Here is a 20738-nt window from a genome sequence, read left to right as displayed (position 1 = left end):
CGTTGAAAAAAGGTGCGTGATGGGCGTACCTTCTTAATTTGCTAAGCGTATTTATCCATCAACTGAGCATATTGGTAATACGCGAGTTGGCCTACTCTTCTTAATTGCGGCATCGGAAACATGGGTAGTGGCTTAGTATAGATTGGTAAATTCGGGACTTTAAGACCCATTAATTTTTCAGCAAGTCGAATACTTGCCTGAGCACTAAACGCTACACCTGAGCCGCAATATCCAAGTACATACCCGGTATTGTTTTCGCTGTAGATATGGGGAAGATCATCAAGCGCAGCGGCAATATAACCACTCCAAAAGTAATCAACTTTAACATCGAGTTTAGGAAAGCAATCGTTAAGTGCTGAGCGCAAGTTGTATTGATATTTTGCATTGTCCTGATCATGGCCAAACACCGCGCCTCGCCCACCAAACAAAATACGGTTGTCAGGAAGGCGACGATAGTAGTATTTAAGCCGTCTGGTATCCATGACGACTTGCTCTGTGATTAAGCCATTGGCAGCGAGTTGCTCATCGCTGAGTGGTTCAGTCACGATTATACTACTTAAAATAGGCAAGTAGCGCCCTTGAGTTAACGGTGAAAACTGTCGCTGAGCATAGGCATTCGCTGCGATCACTACCTTATTTGCTGAGACTTTGTGGCCGTTCACTTCGAGCTGGTGGTTGCCATTTTGGTTCTGGTGGCGGGTGACCAGGCTGTTTTCATAAAGTTGCACACCAGCTTGCTGAGCTAATGTCTTGTAACCTAGCAACAGCTTCAAAGGGTGAATACCAAACGCGTTGTCGAATCGTAATGCGCCAAACCCTTGCTGGTTGTGCATATAGGTTTCGGTCAGTTGTTGCTGAGACAGTAACTGATGGCTCTTGCTACCCATGGTTGCAGTGAGAAATTCGGACTGCGCTTTTAGTAGCGAAAATGCTTGCTGGTTGTGTGCAACTTTCAAATACCCAGATGCTTGCACGTTGCAATCAATGTGATTGGCGTCGATATGTTCACGGACTAAAGCAACGGCGTTGTTGTACTCTTGATATATGGCTTTACTGACATCCAGACCATACTTTTTGGTCAGTTGCGCATAACCAAGCCGTCCCGTACTTGGTAGCACAAATCCTGCATTTCTCGCGCTCGCGCCAAAGCCAACTTGATTTGCTTCAAATAGGGCAACGCTTTGATGATGAGTGGTTGCCAAATGGTAAGCGGTAAGTAAGCCCGTAAAGCCACCACCGATCACTGCGATATCTACTTGTAATGGTTTATCTAGCGAGGGGGTGGGTGCACCTAAAGGGCAGGTTGCAGCCCAGTAACTATTGGCAAAAGCTTGGCCTTGGCAGTGTGGCTGAATGAGTGGATCAAACCCTGACATCTTAAAACTCCAATACCATTTCTGCTGCTTGGCAGTGGCATTCAGTACCACAAATAGTACAAACATAGCCGTGATAGATACAGTCGTCTAACCACTTATCATCATGGACTTTAATCAGTTTGCCACCGGCCTTAGTGAAGTATTTAACGGCACCGTTACCAGGGCTTTGTTTCCAAAGATGTGCAACGCCAGCTCTCGCGCCTTGTTGTGTTAATGCTGTAATTGCGTGTTTTAGTAATTGGGGTCCAATACCTTGGCCCTGTGCGTTCGGTGATACCGCGATACATTTAAAATATGCCATATCATTTTGATCAACAGGCCACAAAGACGGTGAACTCCACTTATCTATAGGCCATTGTCCGGCACTATATGACGTTCTGAAGCCGAGTAACTCATCTTCATCGTTTAGGGCAACAAAAGAAGCATTTATACCATCTTTACAGCCTTTTTGGCGCATTTGTTCAATGCCTGCGTTATCAAGATAATTATCACCATGAACGAGATTACCAAGTGCGATAACACGCTCGAAATGTTCTGGTTGTAAAGGAATAATTTTCATAGGCTGCTCTGTTGTTATTTACGGTGAGGTTCTAGCATACCACTTTAGATCATGTACCAAAAACGCAAAGGTTCATCGATTTGAGTAGACGTTATTACATATGTTGTAAGAATAAAAAGTGAACAAAATTTGACAGCGATGTCATTTTGTTAATAATTGTTGAATTGGTGGGTTCCACTATTAACAACAACATGTAAAGGAAAAGTATGAACAGTCTAAAATTAGCGACCGCAGTTTCGCTTGCCATAACTGCAAGTCAAGTGATGGCCATGAGTCCGCAACCCGATCCACAAAACCCCAATGGTTATATTGTTTCTCGAATAGAATTGGAGAATGCCCAGAGCGCGAAGACCAATAATCCTATGTATGCGATTTGGTCAAAAGCACTGGAAACAAGAGATAATGCGGTTGTAGAGGCTATTGCGCCTGGGCTTGCCAGTAATCCAGATAATGTAAAAAGAGCTGAGCGGGTATTTGGTCAAACTCAGTGGCAATTTCTTACGCAAATGGCGGCGCCTGAATACACCTATACGCGCTTTTTGCGTGCTATTGGCAAGTTTCCCGCATTTTGTGGCGACTATACAGATGGCCGAGACGCCGACGCAATCTGTAAACGCTCAATCGTGACTGCATTTGCGCATTTTGCCCAAGAAACGGGGGGGCATATTGCCAAAGACAACACTTCTGATAACCCTCTTGGGTTAGAAGAGTGGCAACAAGCATTGGTTCATGTGCGTGAAATGGGTTGGTCAGAAGGGCAAGCTGGCTATACCACGGGGTGTGGACAAAATGACTGGCAGAACCGACGCTGGCCATGTGGAGCGGGGCAAGGGTATTTTGGCCGAGGCGCTAAGCAGCTTTCATATCACTTCAATTATGGCGCATTCAGTGAAGTCATGTTTAATGGTGATGCAACGGTGCTTTTAAACAACCCTGGTCTAGTAGCAGACTCTTGGCTAAATTTAGCGTCTGCAATTTGGTTTTTCTTAACACCGCAAGCACCAAAACCTGCAATGTTACACGTTATTGATAGAACTTGGACGCCATCAATACGTGAAAGTGAGGCGGGGATTGGTTATGGCTTTGGTACCACGATTAATATTATCAATGGTGGTATTGAATGCGGCGCGCAAAATAAAGACAAAGGTCAGCCCGTTAACCGCATTCGTTATTGGGAAGGACTCTCGCATTATTACAACATCACCATTGAAGCTGATGAAGAAAATACCTGTTGGCAGCAAACACCATACGGCAGCTTAAACCTCGACGGCGCGACTGATGTCCTTTACACCAACTGGGAAGGTGATTGGGCTTATTATGCAGACCGCCCAGGAGGTTATTCATTTGAGTGCAAACTCGTGGGGTATCAAACAGCTTATTCCGCACTTGTGCCGGGAGACTACGAGAAATGCGTGACAAACTTTTATCAATCACACGCAAGCTGGCCTGAAGTTCGTGTCGTTGATGACTTACCAACCAACCCGACTGAACCGCCTGTTGACGGTGTACCTGCTTGGGATGCCGACAAGGTTTACTTAAAAGGTGATAGAGCGAGCTACAATGGTGTGATCTACGAAGCCAAGTGGTGGACCAAAGGAAATATCCCAACTGCCGATGGCTCGGGTCCTTGGTTAGCGGTTAACTAAATAACCTGAGCTTCGGATAATTAATGCCTTTCTAGCAGCCAGTTTTAGCGCTAACTGCGTTGAATTCACTTCCAATAGCAAGCTATTGGTGCGTAAATTCGCCTAATTACCCCTAAAACTCTCTGGCTAGACAAGGAAATAATTTAATATTATTTTAAAAACAATGAGTTAGTTCATTTCTTATCCAAACCTCAGGTTAAATAAGCTAATAGCTGTGGGGCTTACTATATTTGCCCCACAACTTTTAAGATTCTCTGGCAAAGATCATAAACTCTAATTGATGCCCCATGGTATGCGCGCTAAAATAGTGTTTTAGCAATAATCGAGACCATATCGTGTCTGTAACTCGCTCGTTAGTCCAAACTCTGTCTGAGTGCATTGAACATGTGCTAGATACTTCTCTTCATGCTGATAAAGCATTAACTCAATTACTACAGAACAACCCACAGTGGAACCTTGATGAAAGGCAGTATGTGGTGAGCAATTATTACCATATCTTCCGCTTTAAACGGTTACTGGCTTACCTACTTGAGCATGAAGAAATGCCGCTAGATGGCTTTGGCTACTGGTTAACTTGCCAAGTTGTTACGACGCAGCCGCTTCCAGAGTGGGTGGATACTGAGCGATATAATCTGGAAAAGCTGCAAAGCTTAATTGAGCAGGCGCCTCAAGCCGTTCGTTTATCTTTACCTGATTGGTTAAACGAGGTTGCGAATGAGCAACTGGGTGAGCAGTGGCCAGCGGTTGCATCCGCGCTAAATCAAAGTGCTCAACAATATTTGCGAGTCAATAGCCTAAAAAGTGATATTGCGACTGTGACAGAGTCTTTAGCAAAAGAGGGGATCAAGGTTTCACAGGTTGCACTTGATTCTCATGTTGCGCTAAAAGTTGAGTCCAATAGCCATCTGTTTCGCTCTCAAGCGTTTCAGGCGGGTTGGTTTGAAATGCAAGATGCAGGTTCTCAGCAAATAGTGCCTTTTTTAGAAATACAGCCTGGCCATAAAGTGGTTGATGCCTGTGCAGGCGCTGGTGGCAAGAGCTTACATATAGCGGCGCTAATGGAGAATAAAGGTCGCTTGTTGTCTATGGACATCCATGAACATAAGCTTGAAACGCTGAAGCAACGAGCGAAACGTGCAGGTGTGCATGTTGCTGAAACGCGTGTTATTCAAAACAATAAAACCATTAAGCGCCAAAAAGAGAAGTTTGATCGCGTGCTATTGGATGTGCCGTGCTCTGGTCTTGGTGTATTAAAGCGGAATCCAGATGCAAAGTGGCACTTGAATTCGCAAAATTTAGACACACTTATTGCTTTGCAAACCGATATTCTGGCGCGTTACAGTCAAATGTGTAAGGTGGGCGGCAAACTAGTGTATGCAACTTGCTCTATTCTTCCTTCTGAAAATGAGCAGCAGGTTGAACGCTTTTTGGCAAATAACCCCAATTGGCAACTAGAAGACTCACTACATTTACTTCCAGGAGTAAATTCAGAATTTGACGGTTTTTACGCTGCACGATTAGTAAAAAATAGTTAGGAAACAAGATGAACCCAATCATTGCATTACTTAAAGAGCACAATATTTCGGATGAACAGATCCAAGCGGTATTTACCCAACTGACTGAAAATCCAATGATGGCGATGGCGACTATTCAGCAATTAGGTATTCCACCCGAAAAGCTTCAACAGTTGATGGCTTTGGTAATGCAAAATCCGGCATTAATCAAAGAAGCAGTTAACGAATTAGGCCTTGATTTTGAAAAGGTTGAGGCTGCAAAAGCGCAGCTAAAACAGTAGTATTAATGGCTATGCCCTAGACAAGCTCAGCCTTGTCTAGGGCATAGCTAAATAACTCACATGCAGATCAAATCTTGTGAGTAAAACCACTGTATACCCCAAATAAAAATGTAAGAATTGCAGAAAATAGTGTCGAGCCTATCGCGTAGGCAAGTATTGCCTTACCCCAATTTTTCCACTTTATTAGCTCATTTTCCGCCATTTTATAGTTAAGTATTATGCTGTACAAACCAGAAAATAAGAGCGAAAAAATTGCGTAAAGCTGCTCGGCGAAGATACCCAGCATTAGTGGAATTGAGAATATCAGTATGCTTAGGGTTAGAATGAGTAGGTGTCCTATAGCGTACTCCAGCATTGTGTAGGGCGCAGAACGATACACTAGCTTAGAGGCTAATCCGAGTAAGAATGCCAGAATAAAGACGCGATAAATGTGCGTTGCTTCATATAGTGCGATTTCAGATTGCCATTTGAGCTGCTCTTTCGATTCCAAAAGTTGACTGCTTGATATGAAGCTGATTTCAAGTAGATGCGAGGCAAGCACGATCACGGTGAGTAGAATAAAACTAAACTTGAAGGGATTACCAAAACGGCTTCTCTGTCCATTCAAGTATCCAAGAATGGTCTTAAAAGGTCGAAGTAATAATCCAAAAAGTAATTTAAAAAAAGGGGATTCGAGTTCAAGCAGTGCGCTTTGAAGCAAAATGCGTAAGTGTTTAAAGGTCAGCCTCGATGCTTTTTTCTGTCCACAACCTGAGCAGTACTCGCCAACAAGTTGAGTGTGACAATTTAAACAGTGCGATTGATTGTCAAAATTTGCGTGATCCATAGATGTATTTATTATTTTTTCTTGTCGACGAATGCTACCTTTTTTTGTCTCTAATAATCAAACAATATAGGTGTTAAGGCCCACTTTTCTAATACCCCATCTGAACTTATCGTCGTGAGCACATTGCTATCGGAGATGTGTACATCATAAACAGTGCTGCCCAAATTCAGTTGTGCTATTGGCCAGCTGACAATTTCTTTTCCCGACGTTAATTCCCATAGCGAAATATATTCCTTGGAAGAGGTGGTTAGCAGAAACTTGTCGTCAGCGACGAATTGTGCACTTCGAAAAAACTTGAAGCGCTGAGGATAGGATAGAGATAACACTGCTTGACCTGTACGCGTATCAATGAACTTTTGGTCTTGCAGGGCGTCTGATACGAACAGCCAATGTTCATTTTGTGATAATGCCAAACTGGTAATACGATGAGGCAGCTCATAATCTACAGTGACTTCTTTACTAGTTAACTCAAGCTTTTTAGCGTGACCGTCTAAAGAGGCCGAGTAGAGCGAGGTCAAACTCCGGTTAAAAATCAAATGTGTAATGCTGCTTTCATGAAGGTTTATTCTGGTGATGATTTGCTCATCTAAACTCAAAAGTAGTATGCTGCCGTCATTGTAGCCAAGGACGATAAGCTGCTCGTCACTGGACCACAGAGCCTTGGTAACGCGAATGAATGAGTCAAACTCAGGTAATGGATAACTGACAACTTCGTTTGAGTGCAATTGCCAGATGTTGAGTTGGGAGTCCGAAATACTCAGAATACTGCGCTTGCTCGGCGCTATTAAAGCGTCACGAAAAGTAAGTTGGTATTTACTTCCTTCGACTTGTTTAATCAGCTGTTGGCTTTGGTTATCCCATACTTGTAGTAAATGATCGTCAATGAGTAGTAAGGTTAGCGCCGCGTCACTAGAAAGTTGGGCGAGACTAACCGGCAACTGAGTCAATTGTATTTGCTCTGTTGGCTCTAGAGTTTGCCTTTTGCTACATCCTGTGAGGATAAGCAAAGCGACTATCATTGCGTAAAAAGCGAGTCTCATTCTATACCTTAAGTTTTAGCCTTTCCCTCTTTCTCAAAGAAAGTTAAACACATCCTAATGACAGTACCAAAAATGGCTTGTGCTGTATTTATATATCGGCGTAAGGTAAAGCTCCATTAATATTAACCTTGGAGTATGGAGTGAAAGGGTTTCTTGGTTTAGTGTTACTTGCCGCAATTTGGGGTGGCTCATTTTTATTTATGAAGGTGGCCGCCGGTGTCCTTGGTCCTGCTGTACTCATTGAATTTCGAGTCTTATTTGGTGCGTTAACGCTCGCCGCGGTTGCCTTAGTATTAAAGCGTAATTTACATTTTTGGCAGTACAAAAAGCACTTTTTAATCCTAGGACTGTTTAACTCAGCGTTACCTTTTATGTTATTCGCTTATGCTGTGCAAACGCTTGATGCTTCCATGCTCTCAATTTTAAATTCAACCGCACCATTTTGGGGGGTGTTAATCAGTGTGTTTTGGCTAAAAGTGCCAACGCAAAAGTCGGTGTGGCTAGGGTGTGGGTTTGGGATTGCAGGTGTTATCACGCTAGTTGGGTTGGATAGCACCGTATTGGACGAAGGTGCATGGTTACCTATTATTGCAACCCTGTGTGCGACTCTGAGCTATGCGGTGGCCTCTCATTACACCAAAACGGCACCAAAAATGAGCGCATTTAATCATGCCCATGGTAACTTATGGGGCTCTGCGCTATTGGTATTGCCTTTTATTTGGTTTATGCCAATGAGAGAAACGCCTGACTCTACAGTGATAAGTGCGGTAGTTGGACTTGGCATATTATGTACGGGCTTTGCCTATATTCTCTATTTTAAGTTAGTCGAAGATCTCGGCGCTGCATCTGCTTTATCTGTTACCTTTTTAATTCCAGTGTTTGGGATTTTATGGGGACATCTCTTTTTGCAAGAGCAAATCGGTGCTAACACAATCCTTGGCAGTATTTTAGTTTTGCTTGGAGTCAGTTTAGTAACTGGGTTACAAGAAAAGATATTTCCACCAAAAGCGATGAAGGAGCTGTAGGTGAGAGGTACTGGTTTCTTAAGAAGGGTGGTCAAAAAAGTGTTTCTCAGAAACGATAAAAGGGCCTAAAAGGCCCTTTGGTGAAGTATCGTTCAAGTTAGTGTGATCACTTTAACCCCTTAAAGCAACCAACCAATTGTTTTGCAACTGCGGCTTATCTCAATAAGTTTCTAAGCTAGCGAGAGGAAGAAACCTGCAATTGCTGCACTCATGAGGTTAGCCATAGACCCTGCTAACACTGCTCTGAGCCCTAGGCGAGCGATATCCTTTCTACGACTTGGGGCCATACCACCAAGTCCGCCTAGTAAGATGGCAATCGACGATAAGTTAGCAAATCCACATAAAGCAAATGTGACAATCGCTTGAGTGTGCGTGCTCAACGTATCGCGATAATTCATATAATCTAGGTAGGCAACAAACTCGTTAACTACCAATTTTTGGCCGATAAAACTACCTGCCGTCACGGCTTCCGACCAAGGTACCCCAAGTAGCCAAGCAACAGGGGCAAAGACGTAGCCTAAAATTTCTTGTAGCGTCAGTGTTGGGTAATCAAAAATTCCACCAATACTGCCTAGTAAACCGTTTAGTAGCGCAATTAGTGCCACAAACGCAAGTAGCATCGCACCTACGTTCAGTGCTAAGTGCATACCGCTTGATGCACCTGATGCTGCTGCATCAATTACGTTTACTGGTTTATCATCACCACTATCTACATCAGATAGATTTTCGTGTGGCTTCTCGGTTTCTGGCACAATCATTTTTGCCATTAAGAAACCACCAGGAGCTGCCATAAAGCTCGCGGCAATGAGGTATTTAAGCTCAACGCCAATCGCCACATAGCCCGCCATAACAGAGCCTGCCACCGTCGCCAAACCGCCCACCATAACCGCAAACAACTCTGATTGCGTCATTTTTGGAATAAACGGTTTTACGATCAAAGGGGCTTCCGTTTGGCCGACAAAAATATTTGCCGTAGCTGAAAGCGACTCTGGTCGTGACGTTTGTAGTAACTTTTGCAAGCCACCACCTAAAATTTTAATGATCCAGTTCATGATACCAAGGTGATACAACACAGCAACGAGCGCTGAGAAGAACACGATCACTGGTAATACCTGAATCGCAAAGATAAACCCTAGCGAGTCTTGTTTGGCTAATGGCCCGAACAAGAAACCGATACCGTCATTAGCATAGCTAATCACTTTGGCAACCGCGCTAGACATTGAAGCTAATACATTTTTACCCGCTTCAATAAAGAGTACAAAGCCACCAATAAGGACTTGCAATAAAAATGCAACGCCTACGGTACGCTTATTAATAGCACTGCGATTTGTTGAACACGCAAATGCTACGCCTAGGAGCATCATCATGCCCACTAAGCTCATAATTGTTGTCATGCCAATTTCCCGTTATTCTTGTAGCAAATATTTTATTTTACTTTTAATAATATCAATCGCAACGCGATTCATACCGCCACGGGTCACAACCAAGTCGGCATTATGCTTGGATGGCTCGATAAACTGATAAAACATCGGTCTTACCGTCGCCTGATATTGTTCTACCACAGATGACAGACTTCTTCCTCTGTGCTCTATATCTCTTTGCATGCGACGCAGCAAACAAATATCCAAAGGTGTATCAATGAACACCTTGATATCAAACTCTTCACTTAATGCAGGATCGCTCAGTAGTAATATACCCTCGACGATTAGTATCTTAGCAGGGTTTACTATTCGGGTTTTATCACTACGTGTATGCTGTCCGTAATCGTAGGTAGGAACCTCTACGGATTCACCTAGGCGAAGCTTAGTTAAATGCTCGCGTAACAACTCGTGTTCAAACGCATCAGGATGATCATAATTCGTTTGAGTACGATGCTCTATAGGTAAATGCGATTGATCTTTATAATAGGCGTCCTCTTCGATTACCGCGATAGTGCCTGAGGCAAGCTCATTCACTAGTTCGTTGTAGATCGTTTGACTAAAAAGAGACTTACCAGACGCAGATGCGCCAGCTATGGCTATAATAGTTCGTGTCACTAAAGTTCACACCCAGCAGTTGTTTATGTTGGAAGATCACAATAGCAAAAAAGACACGATTAATCTCTTTTGCCTCGCTTAATGAGCAAATTTAACGGGTTTGGCGGACTCAAAACAGGACTTATGTCCGCTTGAGGGCGACAGAGCTAAATTAGCAAGATCGCAGCTTTTCGTGAATTTTGTGACTATTTTATGACAGCGGACTTATGTCCTGTACGATTTTTTTAACCAAACATAAAGTAACCAACGCTTAAGGTAACCATGTATTTAAGAATAAATAATAGCCTGAGCAGTATAGAGAGGTATCTATGGCAAGAGCAATCATTTTAATGGCGGATAGCCTAGGCATTGGCGCAGCACCGGACGCAGAAAAGTTTGGTGACGTAGGCGCTAATACTCTCGCTCATTTATTGCAGGCGTATAAAGAAGAAAAAGGACAAGCGTTAGACTTACCTAATCTTTCTAAACTAGGCCTTATTGCAGCATGTGAAGCTGCAGGTAAAGAAACTTGCGCTGTGGCGCAAACCGTAGAACCAAGTGCTGCTTGGGGATATGCAAAAGAATTATCGAGTGGCAAAGACACGCCGTCTGGCCACTGGGAAATGGCAGGGGTGCCAGTATTGTTTGAGTGGGGTTACTTCCCAAATACTAACCCATGTTTCCCACAAGAATTTATAGATGAATTGTGCAAACGTGCAGACATACCTGGCATTTTGGGTAACTGTTACGCGTCGGGCACAACGATTTTAGAACAGCTGGGTGAAGAACACGTGCAAAGCGGCAAGCCGATTTGTTACACCTCAGTTGATAGCGTCTTTCAAATAGCCGCTCATGAACAATCGTTCGGACTTGACAAGCTTTATCAAGTATGTGAAATCGCACGGGCACTGCTTGATGAAATGAATATAGGACGAGTGATTGCGCGGCCATTTATAGGCACTTCAAGTGCCGACTTTATTCGTACTGGTAACCGCCGAGACTATTCGGTATTACCGCCTTCGCCGACTGTGCTAGATAAGCTAGCCAATGACGGTGGCGAAGTAATTAGTATTGGTAAAATTGCAGATATTTATGCGCATCAAGGGATCACACAAAAGCACAAAGCGCCTGGTCTTTTGAATCTGCTAGCAAAGACAAGCGAAGTGATGGACACAGCGCCAGACCACAGCCTTATCTTCACCAATTTAGTCGACTTCGACGAAAAATTTGGTCACCGCAGAAATGCAGTGGGATATGCAGAAGCACTTGCTGAGTTTGACGCATTTTTACCGGAAATTATTGCCAAACTAAAAGCTGATGACTTGCTTTTAGTGACTGCCGACCATGGTTGTGACCCAACCGCAGAAGGCACAGATCATACGCGAGAGTACGTGCCCGTATTGGCATATACACCGGGTATGAACAATACTCCGTTAGGAGAAAGACAAAGTTTTGCTGACATAGGTCAAACGCTTGCCCAGTGGTTTGATTTAGATGCAACGCAGTACGGTGAAGGCTTTAAGGCCGAGATAAAAGCCTAACTAAAGGAAACAATATGAGCACTCCACACATTAGCGCAAAGCCAGGTGATTTTGCAGAAACGGTATTAATGCCGGGCGATCCACTAAGAGCAAAATACATTGCAGAAAACTTTTTGGAAGATGCTCGTCAGGTAACTGACGTTCGCAACATGTTTGGTTTTACTGGTACTTACAATGGTAAGCCAGTTAGCATTATGGGTTCAGGCATGGGTATTCCATCTATGTCAATCTACGCTCGTGAGCTTATTGTTAGCTTTGGTGTTAAGAACCTGATCCGCATCGGTACATGTGGTGGTATTAGTCAAGACATCAAGATCCGCGATGTGATCTTTGCACAAGGCGCAAGCACAGACTCAAATGTGAATCGTGCTCGTGTACGTGGCTATGACTTCGCTGCGATTGCTGATTTTGGTTTATTAGAAAATGGCTTAAACGCTGCTCGCCGTTTAGGTATTGAAGCAAAAGTTGGTAATGTTTTCACTACAGATACTTTCTATCAAGCCGATGGTGAATTTTATAAAGAATTAGACAAGCTAGGCGTAATGGCTGTTGATATGGAAACAGCTGGTTTATACGGCGTAGCGGCTGAATACGGTGCAAAAGCGATGGCACTATTCACAGTAAGTGACCATGTTATTACTGGTGAAGCAACGCCACCAGAAGAGCGTCAAAGCACGTTCAATGAAATGGTTAAAATTGCGCTAGAGTCAATTTAATACAATTTGAAAAGTTCCTTGGTAACGTAATCGCAGAGTTTTGGAGACACGCCTAAAACAACGCGAATCACACCCAAAAAAGCCGCTTGAAGCGGCTTTTTTTTTTGATCTTGGTCCATCCAAAATTCCCTAGTTTACACTACATAAAGGTGGTAGAGTTTTTCTAATGATAAGGTATTGGTATTGGACGATGGCGATTTTTGTTCTGGGCTTGTTAGCATTAATGGCGAATGCCGAAGTTGACTTAGATGCGTTTGAATCTCTGGTTAAAAACGCGCCTGATGAAGCGCTTAAGGCATACCAAAGCGCGATTGCTCGGGAGGATCTTGCTGTTGCAGATTTATATCAACTTCATTACCTTGCCATTAGAGCGAGTGCCAATACGTTCAATAACGCCATTTTTATTAAAGCGCTAAATACGCTTAAAGCGCCACCCTTCAAGACTTTGGCTGACGAAGATAGGGCGAAAATTCTGACTAATATTGGTGTTGGTTATCGTCGCCGTAACCAGAATGAACAAGCTATCTGGCATTATCGATGTGCAATGAACACTCCAGCCAGCTTCCAGCATAAGTCCGCACTTAAAGTGAACATCGCGATTGCGTACACGCGCCTTGAACAACCCGCGATTGGCTACAATCTCTTAAAAAGCGTGGATAGAGAAATGTTACCAAGCTTTATGCAAGCAGGGTTGTTAACCGCGCTTGGCAATGCAACATTTGCAATGGGCGAAGCCGATGAAGCGCTGAGCTATTACGTTGATGCGGCAACCCATTACGCAAAAGATGAAAACTATAGGGCTGTGAAGCAGGTATCAATCAATGGTCTTGGGATATACGTACTCAACTCAGACTTCTCAAACTACCACAAGGCGCTTGCTGATATTGCAACGGAGCCTTCTCTAATAGAAGATAATCAGAATTATCTTGGTTGGTTGCGGGAGCTGGTACAACAGCTAGAGCAAAACAAGCAAGCCGTAACCGTGTCGACAACAATGAAAGCCTATTCGCTCGGCGCTGCAAATGCAGGATATGCGTCCATGGTGAATGCGCATATCGACAAGTTTAATCTGTCGCTGCCCAAAGTCACTTCACAGATCATCGTCAGAGATCCGCTTCCTGTTGAATTAGGAAAAACCTGGTGCCCGAAACGTTGACAAAGCCAATTTTTTTGCCATGGTTATGTTATCGTTAAATAAATACGGCTTGTGAGTTTTGGAGAAATAATGTCGCAATGGGTAAAAGGAGAAATCGTCGAAATCACACATTGGACGCCCACATTATTCAGTATCAGATTTAAAGCGGATATCGCACCGTTTAAGGCTGGTCAATATACTAAATTGAGTTTGCAACAAGGGGATAAGCGCATTGCGCGAGCCTATTCTTTTGTAAACCCGCCGTCAGAACCAATTCATGAAGTCTTGTTAGTTGAAGTGCCCGATGGCAACCTTTCAGTGCCTTTACATCAGCTACAAGCCGGTGATGAGCTCAATGTAGCTTACCAAGCAAACGGTTTTTTTATACTAGATGAACTACCACCTTGCGATACGCTTTGGATGATAAGTACAGGTACGGCGGTTGGCCCATTTTTGTCTATGCTCAGAGAAGGCGAAGTATGGCAGAAGGTTAAGCGGGTGATCCTTATTCATGGTGTACGGCTAAATGCAGATTTGTGTTACCGTGAAGAGCTCGAGCAGCTGCAGCAACAAAGGGATGGCTTTACTTATTTGCCGCTTGTTACACGGGAACAACCTGAGATCGGTTGCCAAGGCCGTGTCACTGAACTGATCGAAAACAAGCAATTATTAACCTACCTAGGCTATAAGCAGTTTCCGGATAATAGTCATTTTATGCTTTGTGGTAACCCCGAAATGGTGAAAGAGCTAAGTGCTCAGTTGCAGAGTATGGGGTACGAACGCCATAGGCGAGCCAAGCCCGGGCAGATCACCGTTGAGCAATATTGGTGATCCTATGCAGGCTCGTGTTATGTATCTCTTGTGTTTATTAATGCTGGTAACTGCGAATACTGTTTCTGCAGAGCCAAAGGTCATTAGGGTCGTGGACGCAGCGGAAGAAAATGGCACGCCGCAGAATCAATATTTTTTGTCAGTCTTGCGCTTAGCTTTAGATAAGTCACGAGAGCAATATGGCGAGTACTGGATAGAGCCGATTGATTTACCAATTAATCAATCACGGCAATTTAAGGAATTGCTAAAGCACAATGTCGATGTATTCTGGACGGTCTCAACAGCCGCTAGAGACACTCAAGCAAAGCCAGTGGCCATTCCCATAGCGTTTGGCAGCTTTGGTATAAGGGCACTGGCAATGAACGTGGCCGACAGCGGCAAGCTGAATGTGCATTTATCATTAGCTGAGCTACAACAGTTCAACGTTGTCTTGGGGCAGGATTGGCCCGATGTTCAGATTTTTGAAAAAGCGGGTTTTACGGTAGAAAAATATGTTGATGGGTTGGCAGTTTACAGAGTGCTTGCAAATAGTGCCGGTAAAATTTTTCCAAGAGGTGTCATTGAAGTCGTACCTGAGCTCAAGGCGTTCGATAACAAGCAAGTGACTTATAGCGATAAGAACCTGTTACTCTACCCTTCAATGGTGTACTTCTATGTCCGCAAAGAGGATATTAAACTGCATAAACGCCTTGAGTATGGCTTAACACAAGCATTTGAAGACGGCTCTTTGGCTGCGCTTTTCTATGACAGTAATATGATGGTTGAGCTGAAAAAACACTTTAATTTGCAAGGGGCTGCAATCCATCAAATTGAAAATCCGTTAATTATCTCTAAGAAGCAGCTCGATGTGATTACGCAGTTACAAATCGAGCTGCTAAAACAACTTAACTATTCACCAGCTCGTTAAAGCTCTGGTTATCTGCAAGGCTTGCAAACGCTGGCTCGTGTTGTAACTCGTTCTTTAAGTTAGGCGCATATTCCAAAGCCATACGGATGTCGGCCATCGCATCTGCATGCTTATATAGCATGGAGTAAGCACACGCGCGCTGCCAATAGGCATAGCCATAGTCACTGTCGATTTCTAATGCTTGATTACACAAAGCAATTGCAGTGTTGGTTTGACCAAGCTCTAATAACGCATCGGCTTTGTAGGCAATCGCCTCGACATCTTCCGGTTTGCGATTTAGGATCTCATCGTAAATTTCAATTTTAGAATTCATGTCACTCTCAAGATTTGCCCGCATCCACAGAGAGTGTACTTCATTCGTTATAGAGATTTTCTTCTGGTTATTGAGGATTTCTTCAGAACGCTCGCGTAATTTCTCTTCAATTACCTGAAGGCGCTTTTCATATTCGTCGGTGATCGTGCCAACGCGCAGGCTAACGATATCTTCTACTTTACTCTTAATATCTCTAAAAGAAGTCCAACCAACGACAACTAAGATAGACGCAGCTGCTGTGATCAAAAAGAGCACATTATTGATGGTATCCGTGGTGTAGGTAATTGCGCGATCTGCAGTATCTAGCTGAGAGTGGCTGATTTTCTTTTCTATATCAGCTCTTAAGCGCATTTGATCTTCTCTGACTGCTCTTAATTCATCAAGAATATAACGCTCAATCAAGGGCCTATACATGGGCTCTTGTAATTGTGATAAAGCTTGTTGTTGTTGGTTTTCTGTCGGCTTTTTTGACGTTGTCTGTTCATTCGCCATGCTCGTAAAACTACAAGCGACGAGAAGGATAAATAGTACTATGCTTTTCATATTGATGTTCTTGAAACTTTATATTTTTAATATGGTGCATGAGTTAAGGTGGAATTGCAAAAAGCGGAGAAGAAATATTGGCTTATGTAATGAAATTAGCGTTTTATAGCCTGATTATACTCTCTTTGACGAGTTTGAGTGCCTCTGCAAAAGATCTACTCGTGGTAACCGAAGAGTGGAAGCCGTACAACTTCACCAATGAAAAAGGTGAGGTTGTTGGGAGAGCAACAAAAAAGGTAAAGGAAGTGCTTGCTGCTGCTGAAATTGACTACGAGATAAAAGTTTACCCTTGGGTACGGGCAATGAAAATTGCCAAAGAGCGCCCAAATACAATGATTTACTCTATTTATCGTACCGCAGAGCGTGAAGCTGACTACGAATGGGCATGTCCTTTGATCCGCCCTGTGGGTGTGTATTTCTTCAAACTTAAAACGCGCAAAGATATTCAAGTGGCTTCATTGGAAGATGCTAAGCAATACACTTCTGCAGTAGTAAAAGGCAATATCTATTATGATTTTTTGATTCAACACGGATTTACTCAAGGAGATCATTTGGTGGTCGCCGCCGACTCCAAAAGCTTTTACAAACTCTTTTTCAAAGGGCGGATAGACCTTGTAATTTCTACGGAATACATTATGAGTGAGGAACTTAAAACCGCTGGGCTTAACGATGATGAAGTTACACCGCTTTTAGAAGTGACGAAGGCAAGTCAGCAGCGTGGATGTATGGCATTTAGCAAGAATACAGATCCGATGCTCATAGACCGAATTAGGCGTGCTCTGGCAAAGCATAATCAAGAATTTGTTGGACCATAATGGGCAATCCTCAGTGAAAGATTGCCCAGAGTGTTAGGGTACTAATCAATATTAGTAGCTAAGCTCAATTTGACCAACTGCCACGTTGCCTTTATCCCACGTTGTTCTGCACTTGAGGTCCAAAACAGCGCCACTTTCGTAGTTATTGTCTAACATTGTGGTGTAGCTAACAAATTGCTCTTCTGCTACGTTTGGATCAGATATATCTGTCCAATAAAAAGCTTTACCAGTTTTAAACTTGAACCATTTATCGATACCGCCATCACTTACTTTTCGTATTCTTGAAATCGAACAGAAGGCATTAGTACCAGTTAATCCTTTAGTTGTTCCATGAACGGTTAGCGTAAATTGGCCAATATTGGCATTTAGCGGCACGCTACAGTTGAAGTAACGATCAGTTCTTAAGTAGGCTGGATTAAAAATAAAGTAGCCATTTCCCGTGGCACCCGCTTGTTCGCTGTGTTTTTGTGTTAACGCCTCTAAGTTACCAACCGCATTTGCATGTTTAGTGAAAGCAGCAGCCTCTAGTTTAGTGTCTAAAGCACAGTTATTTGCACCTGAGTACAATTCCACAGTAGCGTATGCTGAGTTCGCAGCGAATAATGAAGCGATAATCGCAAGTTTGGTTTTCATACTAATTCCTTGTTTTAGTTAGCGAAGTGGGTACATTAACAGGGAGAGTCTCGTGTGTAAATTAAATGTTTTTTAAATATTAATGAAAGTGTTTTTTCAGGAGAGTAAAAGGAAAAGCGCACCACTCGGTGCGCCTAATCAGTGCCATGGTGAAGGGGAAATTAACTAAAGGTGTTACACCAATCAAACCCTTCATAATGATAAACGAATGCGCAACATAAAAAGATCATCATTTTTTAAAGTTTTGCAGCTTGTTGCACCACAATCGCGTGGCGCTTTGCTAATCTTTGGTGATCTTTATCGTATCCACCACCAATCACGGTCGCGACAGGGACACCATGCTTTTGACATAAGCTCAGCACCAGTGCATCTCGTTTCGCAATGCCAAGCCATGAGATGTCCAATTTACCTAAGTTATCACCTTGCCAAACATCGACACCAGCGTCGTACAGCACAATATCTGGATTTAGATCAATCAATAATGACTCAAGTGTATGAGCAACAATTTCGAGGTAGTGAGTGTCACTGATCCCTACTTCTAAGCCAATATCTAAATCGCTATCATGCTTACGAAAGGGGAAATTTTTCTCGCAGTGGATTGAGCAGGTATAAACATACGGGTTGTGTTTTAGCATAGCGGCGGTACCGTCGCCTTGATGAACATCCAGATCAAAAATTAGGGCATTGGTGATCTGATTGCTGTCGAGCAAATGTGTGGCTGTAAAGGCAAGATCATTCACCATACAAAAACCAGAGCCAAAATCATAGTGTGCGTGGTGCGTGCCTCCGGCTAAATGGCATGCAATACCGTGTTTAAGCGCAAGTTCTGCAGTTTTTAGTGTTCCAAGAGGCGCAGTAAAAGTACGTGCCATAAGTTGCTCCGACCAAGGCAAGCCGATACGTCGCATCACTTTAGCGTCGAGTTGGTTACCCCATAAGTCCCAAATATATTGCTCGCAGTGCACGCTTTCAAGTGGCGATGGGTTGCCTGACTCTGGGCTATAAACATTGTTGTGAATGAGCCCTAATGCATCTACTTCTTGGTAAAGACGCGCAAATTTACTCATCACGAAGCGGTGCTTTGGGTCAAAATTGAATGAGTAATTAGAGTGATAAACTAGTGGTAAATTTGGGTTGTTCAAAAACGGCTCCGGAAATGGCGATATGGCAGTGTAGCAATATCAATCCCCGAAGCCGAGCGCTTTAGCTTTCAGTGTAGCTTGTGTTCTGTCTCGTACTTGTAGTTTTGCGAGCAAACAAGAAACCGAGTTACGGATCGTACCTTCCGCTTTATATAATGCATTGGCGATTTCCTTATTGGAATATCCTTTCGCGATTAGTTTTAAAATATCCTTTTCTCGTGTGGTGAGCTTATCTAAAGTGGGGTCAGGTTTTAGTAAGGTCTCAGCAAGCTCGTCTTGGATAATAAGTTCACCTTGATGGACTTGTCGAACTGCATCAATTAACTCTTCTAAGTCCACGTCCTTAAGAAGGCAGCCTTTAGCACCAAGTTCTAGGGCTAATTTTAGCTTTGCAGTATCGTTGAAGGTAGTGAGGATAATGACTTTAAAGTTTATAGCCAAAGGCAAAAGCTCGGTGAGTACATCAACACCATCTAGCTCAGGCATTCGCATATCTAAAAGCACAATGTCAGCTGTAATTTGGTTTGATTGAACCTGTTGAATGAACTCACAGCCGCTGCCACAGCTTCCAGAACAAATAATATCACCACTCAGCGAAAGGAGTGCTTGCATACCTTGGCGCACAAGCGCCTGATCATCGACTAGGTAAACTGATATTTTAGCCATTTGTCGTCCCAAAATGGATAGTTAATGTTACGCCTTGATGAGTTGACACATCAAGACTGCCGCCGAGTTCTTGGATCCGCTCCTGCATACCAGCCAGACCATTTCCAAATCGAATACTATTTAAGGTAATGCCGTTATCGCTTATTTGTACTTTTAATCCTTGCTGACAATACACTCGTACTTGCATTTTATCCGCCTTGGCGTGCTTCAAGGTATTGGTGATGGCCTCTTGGCAGCATTTTAAAATGCAATTGGCATAACTTAATTTCTCGAGTAAGGGATGATGTTCATAGTCGAGTTCAATGTTAAGACGAGGGATTGATTCAGTAAGCCTCAGCAATGCATCATGGAGATCGATATGCTCGTTGCTACGCTTGTCGCTGACTAAATCGCGAATACATTTTAGGGTGTCTTTAGCTTGCAAATAGCAGCTATCTAATAGCTCGGTTAATGGTTCAGCCGCAGTTCGTCTTGCGACATCTAAATTTACAATCAGACTGGTTATTTGATGTCCAACATCGTCATGTAATTCTCGTGCTAACTGAAGTCGCTCTTGTTTAGCAATACTTTGGCTTAGCAGAGACTGCGTTGCAGATAGCTCACTGTGCGCGAGTTGTAGCGCTTCTTTGGCTTCTTGTTCTTTTTGCATTCTTTTACACACCACGTACGCAAATAACTGAAAACAAGCAAATAACACAGCGTTGAGATATTCAAAACCATGTCCCCAAAAAAAGTATTGCGACGCAACATATAAGCAGGATGTAACTAGGATATACCCAAGCGCAAAACTTAAAGGAACATAAAAAGCAAGGATCCCAACGAGTTTTACGTTGTAAATGAGATGAATTGCGGCGGGGGAAGTAAGGTTAATTGATTGGATCAAAAGCGCCAATACAAACAGCATTGAATATCTAACCTTGTAGCCATAGTATTTTTCGGATTCATTGATACATAAAAGTACGAGGATCAAAACACCGATATGCTGTACCCAAGGCAGCCATTGTGCTTTTTGCTGAGCATAAATCAAACTTGGTACTGCAACGGCTAACCAAGTGAAAATGGTTGTTATCAACCAAGCCGTCGGATAGCGAAAAAACGCCGACATCTACTTACTCCGCTAAAAACCTGCTCCGCAGGTATTATTCCTTTATTCTCTTGCGAACCTATCCTAGCAGATATTTGTGACTCTGTGATGATGACGAATGTCATAAGTT

The 20738-nt window shown here is 43.2% G+C and carries 21 protein-coding genes; 10 read left to right on the top strand and 11 right to left on the bottom strand.

Annotation, left to right across the window (positions count from 1 at the left end):
- Positions 1 to 41: 41 nt before the first annotated feature.
- Positions 42 to 1376, bottom strand: coding sequence for an FAD-dependent oxidoreductase (locus GSF04_RS03355; RefSeq protein ID WP_211856603.1), 1335 nt, complete (start codon positions 1374 to 1376; stop codon positions 42 to 44).
- A gap of 1 nt (position 1377) precedes the next feature.
- Positions 1378 to 1935 (bottom strand): GNAT family N-acetyltransferase, encoded by a 558-nt coding sequence (locus GSF04_RS03350; RefSeq protein ID WP_130165827.1) that lies wholly within the window; start codon positions 1933 to 1935, stop codon positions 1378 to 1380.
- A gap of 206 nt (positions 1936 to 2141) precedes the next feature.
- Here GSF04_RS03350 and GSF04_RS03345 point away from each other — a divergent pair, with 206 nt between their 5' ends.
- From GSF04_RS03345 to GSF04_RS03335, 3 genes are all read left to right on the top strand, one after another.
- Positions 2142 to 3581, top strand: a complete 1440-nt coding sequence (locus GSF04_RS03345; RefSeq protein ID WP_211856602.1) for a chitinase — start codon at positions 2142 to 2144, stop codon at positions 3579 to 3581.
- 335 nt (positions 3582 to 3916) lie between these two features.
- Positions 3917 to 5116 (top strand): RsmB/NOP family class I SAM-dependent RNA methyltransferase, encoded by a 1200-nt coding sequence (locus GSF04_RS03340; protein WP_249122326.1) that lies wholly within the window; start codon positions 3917 to 3919, stop codon positions 5114 to 5116.
- A gap of 8 nt (positions 5117 to 5124) precedes the next feature.
- The gene (locus GSF04_RS03335; protein WP_039496508.1) at positions 5125 to 5376 is read left to right on the top strand and encodes a DUF2999 family protein; all 252 of its coding nucleotides are present in this window, start codon (positions 5125 to 5127) and stop codon (positions 5374 to 5376) included.
- A 67-nt stretch (positions 5377 to 5443) separates the two neighbouring features.
- Here the strand turns inward: GSF04_RS03335 and GSF04_RS03330 are convergent, their stop codons facing one another.
- Positions 5444 to 5866, bottom strand: a complete 423-nt coding sequence (locus tag GSF04_RS03330; RefSeq protein WP_249122379.1) for a hypothetical protein — start codon at positions 5864 to 5866, stop codon at positions 5444 to 5446.
- Positions 5867 to 6252: 386 nt separating this feature from the next.
- Complete coding sequence (locus GSF04_RS03325; protein WP_211856600.1) at positions 6253 to 7242, bottom strand: hypothetical protein; 990 nt, start codon at positions 7240 to 7242, stop codon at positions 6253 to 6255.
- 140 nt (positions 7243 to 7382) lie between these two features.
- Between GSF04_RS03325 and GSF04_RS03320 the strand changes: the two genes are divergently transcribed.
- The gene (locus GSF04_RS03320; protein ID WP_211856598.1) at positions 7383 to 8267 is read left to right on the top strand and encodes a DMT family transporter; all 885 of its coding nucleotides are present in this window, start codon (positions 7383 to 7385) and stop codon (positions 8265 to 8267) included.
- Positions 8268 to 8437: 170 nt separating this feature from the next.
- Here GSF04_RS03320 and GSF04_RS03315 read toward each other — a convergent pair whose 3' ends face one another.
- Both GSF04_RS03315 and udk read right to left on the bottom strand, forming a co-directional pair.
- The gene (locus tag GSF04_RS03315; RefSeq protein WP_010369948.1) at positions 8438 to 9661 is read right to left on the bottom strand and encodes a NupC/NupG family nucleoside CNT transporter; all 1224 of its coding nucleotides are present in this window, start codon (positions 9659 to 9661) and stop codon (positions 8438 to 8440) included.
- A 12-nt stretch (positions 9662 to 9673) separates the two neighbouring features.
- Positions 9674 to 10303, bottom strand: coding sequence for a uridine kinase (gene udk, locus GSF04_RS03310; RefSeq protein ID WP_010603723.1), 630 nt, complete (start codon positions 10301 to 10303; stop codon positions 9674 to 9676).
- Between the two features lie 308 nt (positions 10304 to 10611).
- Between udk and GSF04_RS03305 the strand changes: the two genes are divergently transcribed.
- The 5 genes from GSF04_RS03305 to GSF04_RS03285 all read left to right on the top strand — a co-directional run bounded on the left by GSF04_RS03305 (position 10612) and on the right by GSF04_RS03285 (position 15412).
- Entirely contained in the window at positions 10612 to 11823 is a 1212-nt protein-coding gene (locus GSF04_RS03305) for a phosphopentomutase (RefSeq protein ID WP_211856596.1), read from the top strand.
- 14 nt (positions 11824 to 11837) lie between these two features.
- Positions 11838 to 12539 (top strand): purine-nucleoside phosphorylase, encoded by a 702-nt coding sequence (gene deoD / locus GSF04_RS03300; RefSeq protein ID WP_211856594.1) that lies wholly within the window; start codon positions 11838 to 11840, stop codon positions 12537 to 12539.
- 190 nt (positions 12540 to 12729) lie between these two features.
- Positions 12730 to 13695: a hypothetical protein gene (locus tag GSF04_RS03295; protein WP_211856592.1), complete on the top strand. Its 966-nt coding sequence runs from the start codon at positions 12730 to 12732 to the stop codon at positions 13693 to 13695.
- Positions 13696 to 13764: 69 nt separating this feature from the next.
- The gene (locus GSF04_RS03290) at positions 13765 to 14505 is read left to right on the top strand and encodes a ferredoxin--NADP reductase (protein WP_211856591.1); all 741 of its coding nucleotides are present in this window, start codon (positions 13765 to 13767) and stop codon (positions 14503 to 14505) included.
- Between the two features lie 4 nt (positions 14506 to 14509).
- Positions 14510 to 15412, top strand: coding sequence for a hypothetical protein (locus tag GSF04_RS03285; protein WP_211856590.1), 903 nt, complete (start codon positions 14510 to 14512; stop codon positions 15410 to 15412).
- Here GSF04_RS03285 and GSF04_RS03280 read toward each other — a convergent pair.
- The gene (locus GSF04_RS03280; RefSeq protein ID WP_102058410.1) at positions 15390 to 16268 is read right to left on the bottom strand and encodes a tetratricopeptide repeat protein; all 879 of its coding nucleotides are present in this window, start codon (positions 16266 to 16268) and stop codon (positions 15390 to 15392) included. The genes GSF04_RS03285 and GSF04_RS03280 overlap by 23 nt on opposite strands.
- 89 nt (positions 16269 to 16357) lie before the next feature.
- Here GSF04_RS03280 and GSF04_RS03275 point away from each other — a divergent pair, with 89 nt between their 5' ends.
- Positions 16358 to 17083 carry a transporter substrate-binding domain-containing protein gene (locus GSF04_RS03275; RefSeq protein WP_211856588.1) on the top strand — a complete coding sequence of 242 codons (726 nt, stop codon included), beginning with the start codon at positions 16358 to 16360 and terminating at the stop codon, positions 17081 to 17083.
- Between the two features lie 51 nt (positions 17084 to 17134).
- Here the strand turns inward: GSF04_RS03275 and GSF04_RS03270 are convergent, their stop codons facing one another.
- From GSF04_RS03270 to GSF04_RS03255, 4 genes are all read right to left on the bottom strand, one after another.
- Complete coding sequence (locus tag GSF04_RS03270; protein WP_211856586.1) at positions 17135 to 17716, bottom strand: hypothetical protein; 582 nt, start codon at positions 17714 to 17716, stop codon at positions 17135 to 17137.
- Positions 17717 to 17952: 236 nt separating this feature from the next.
- Positions 17953 to 18858 (bottom strand): histone deacetylase, encoded by a 906-nt coding sequence (locus GSF04_RS03265; RefSeq protein ID WP_193521669.1) that lies wholly within the window; start codon positions 18856 to 18858, stop codon positions 17953 to 17955.
- Between the two features lie 39 nt (positions 18859 to 18897).
- Positions 18898 to 19524 (bottom strand): response regulator transcription factor, encoded by a 627-nt coding sequence (locus GSF04_RS03260; RefSeq protein WP_211856584.1) that lies wholly within the window; start codon positions 19522 to 19524, stop codon positions 18898 to 18900.
- Positions 19517 to 20629, bottom strand: coding sequence for a histidine kinase (locus GSF04_RS03255; protein WP_211856582.1), 1113 nt, complete (start codon positions 20627 to 20629; stop codon positions 19517 to 19519). Before GSF04_RS03255 ends, GSF04_RS03260 begins: the two co-directional genes overlap by 8 nt.
- Between the last annotated feature and the right edge of the window lie 109 nt (positions 20630 to 20738).

This window comes from Pseudoalteromonas sp. A22, assembly GCF_018141345.1.
Lineage (GTDB): Bacteria > Pseudomonadota > Gammaproteobacteria > Enterobacterales > Alteromonadaceae > Pseudoalteromonas > Pseudoalteromonas maricaloris.
This window is presented reverse-complemented; position numbering and strand designations above follow the sequence as displayed.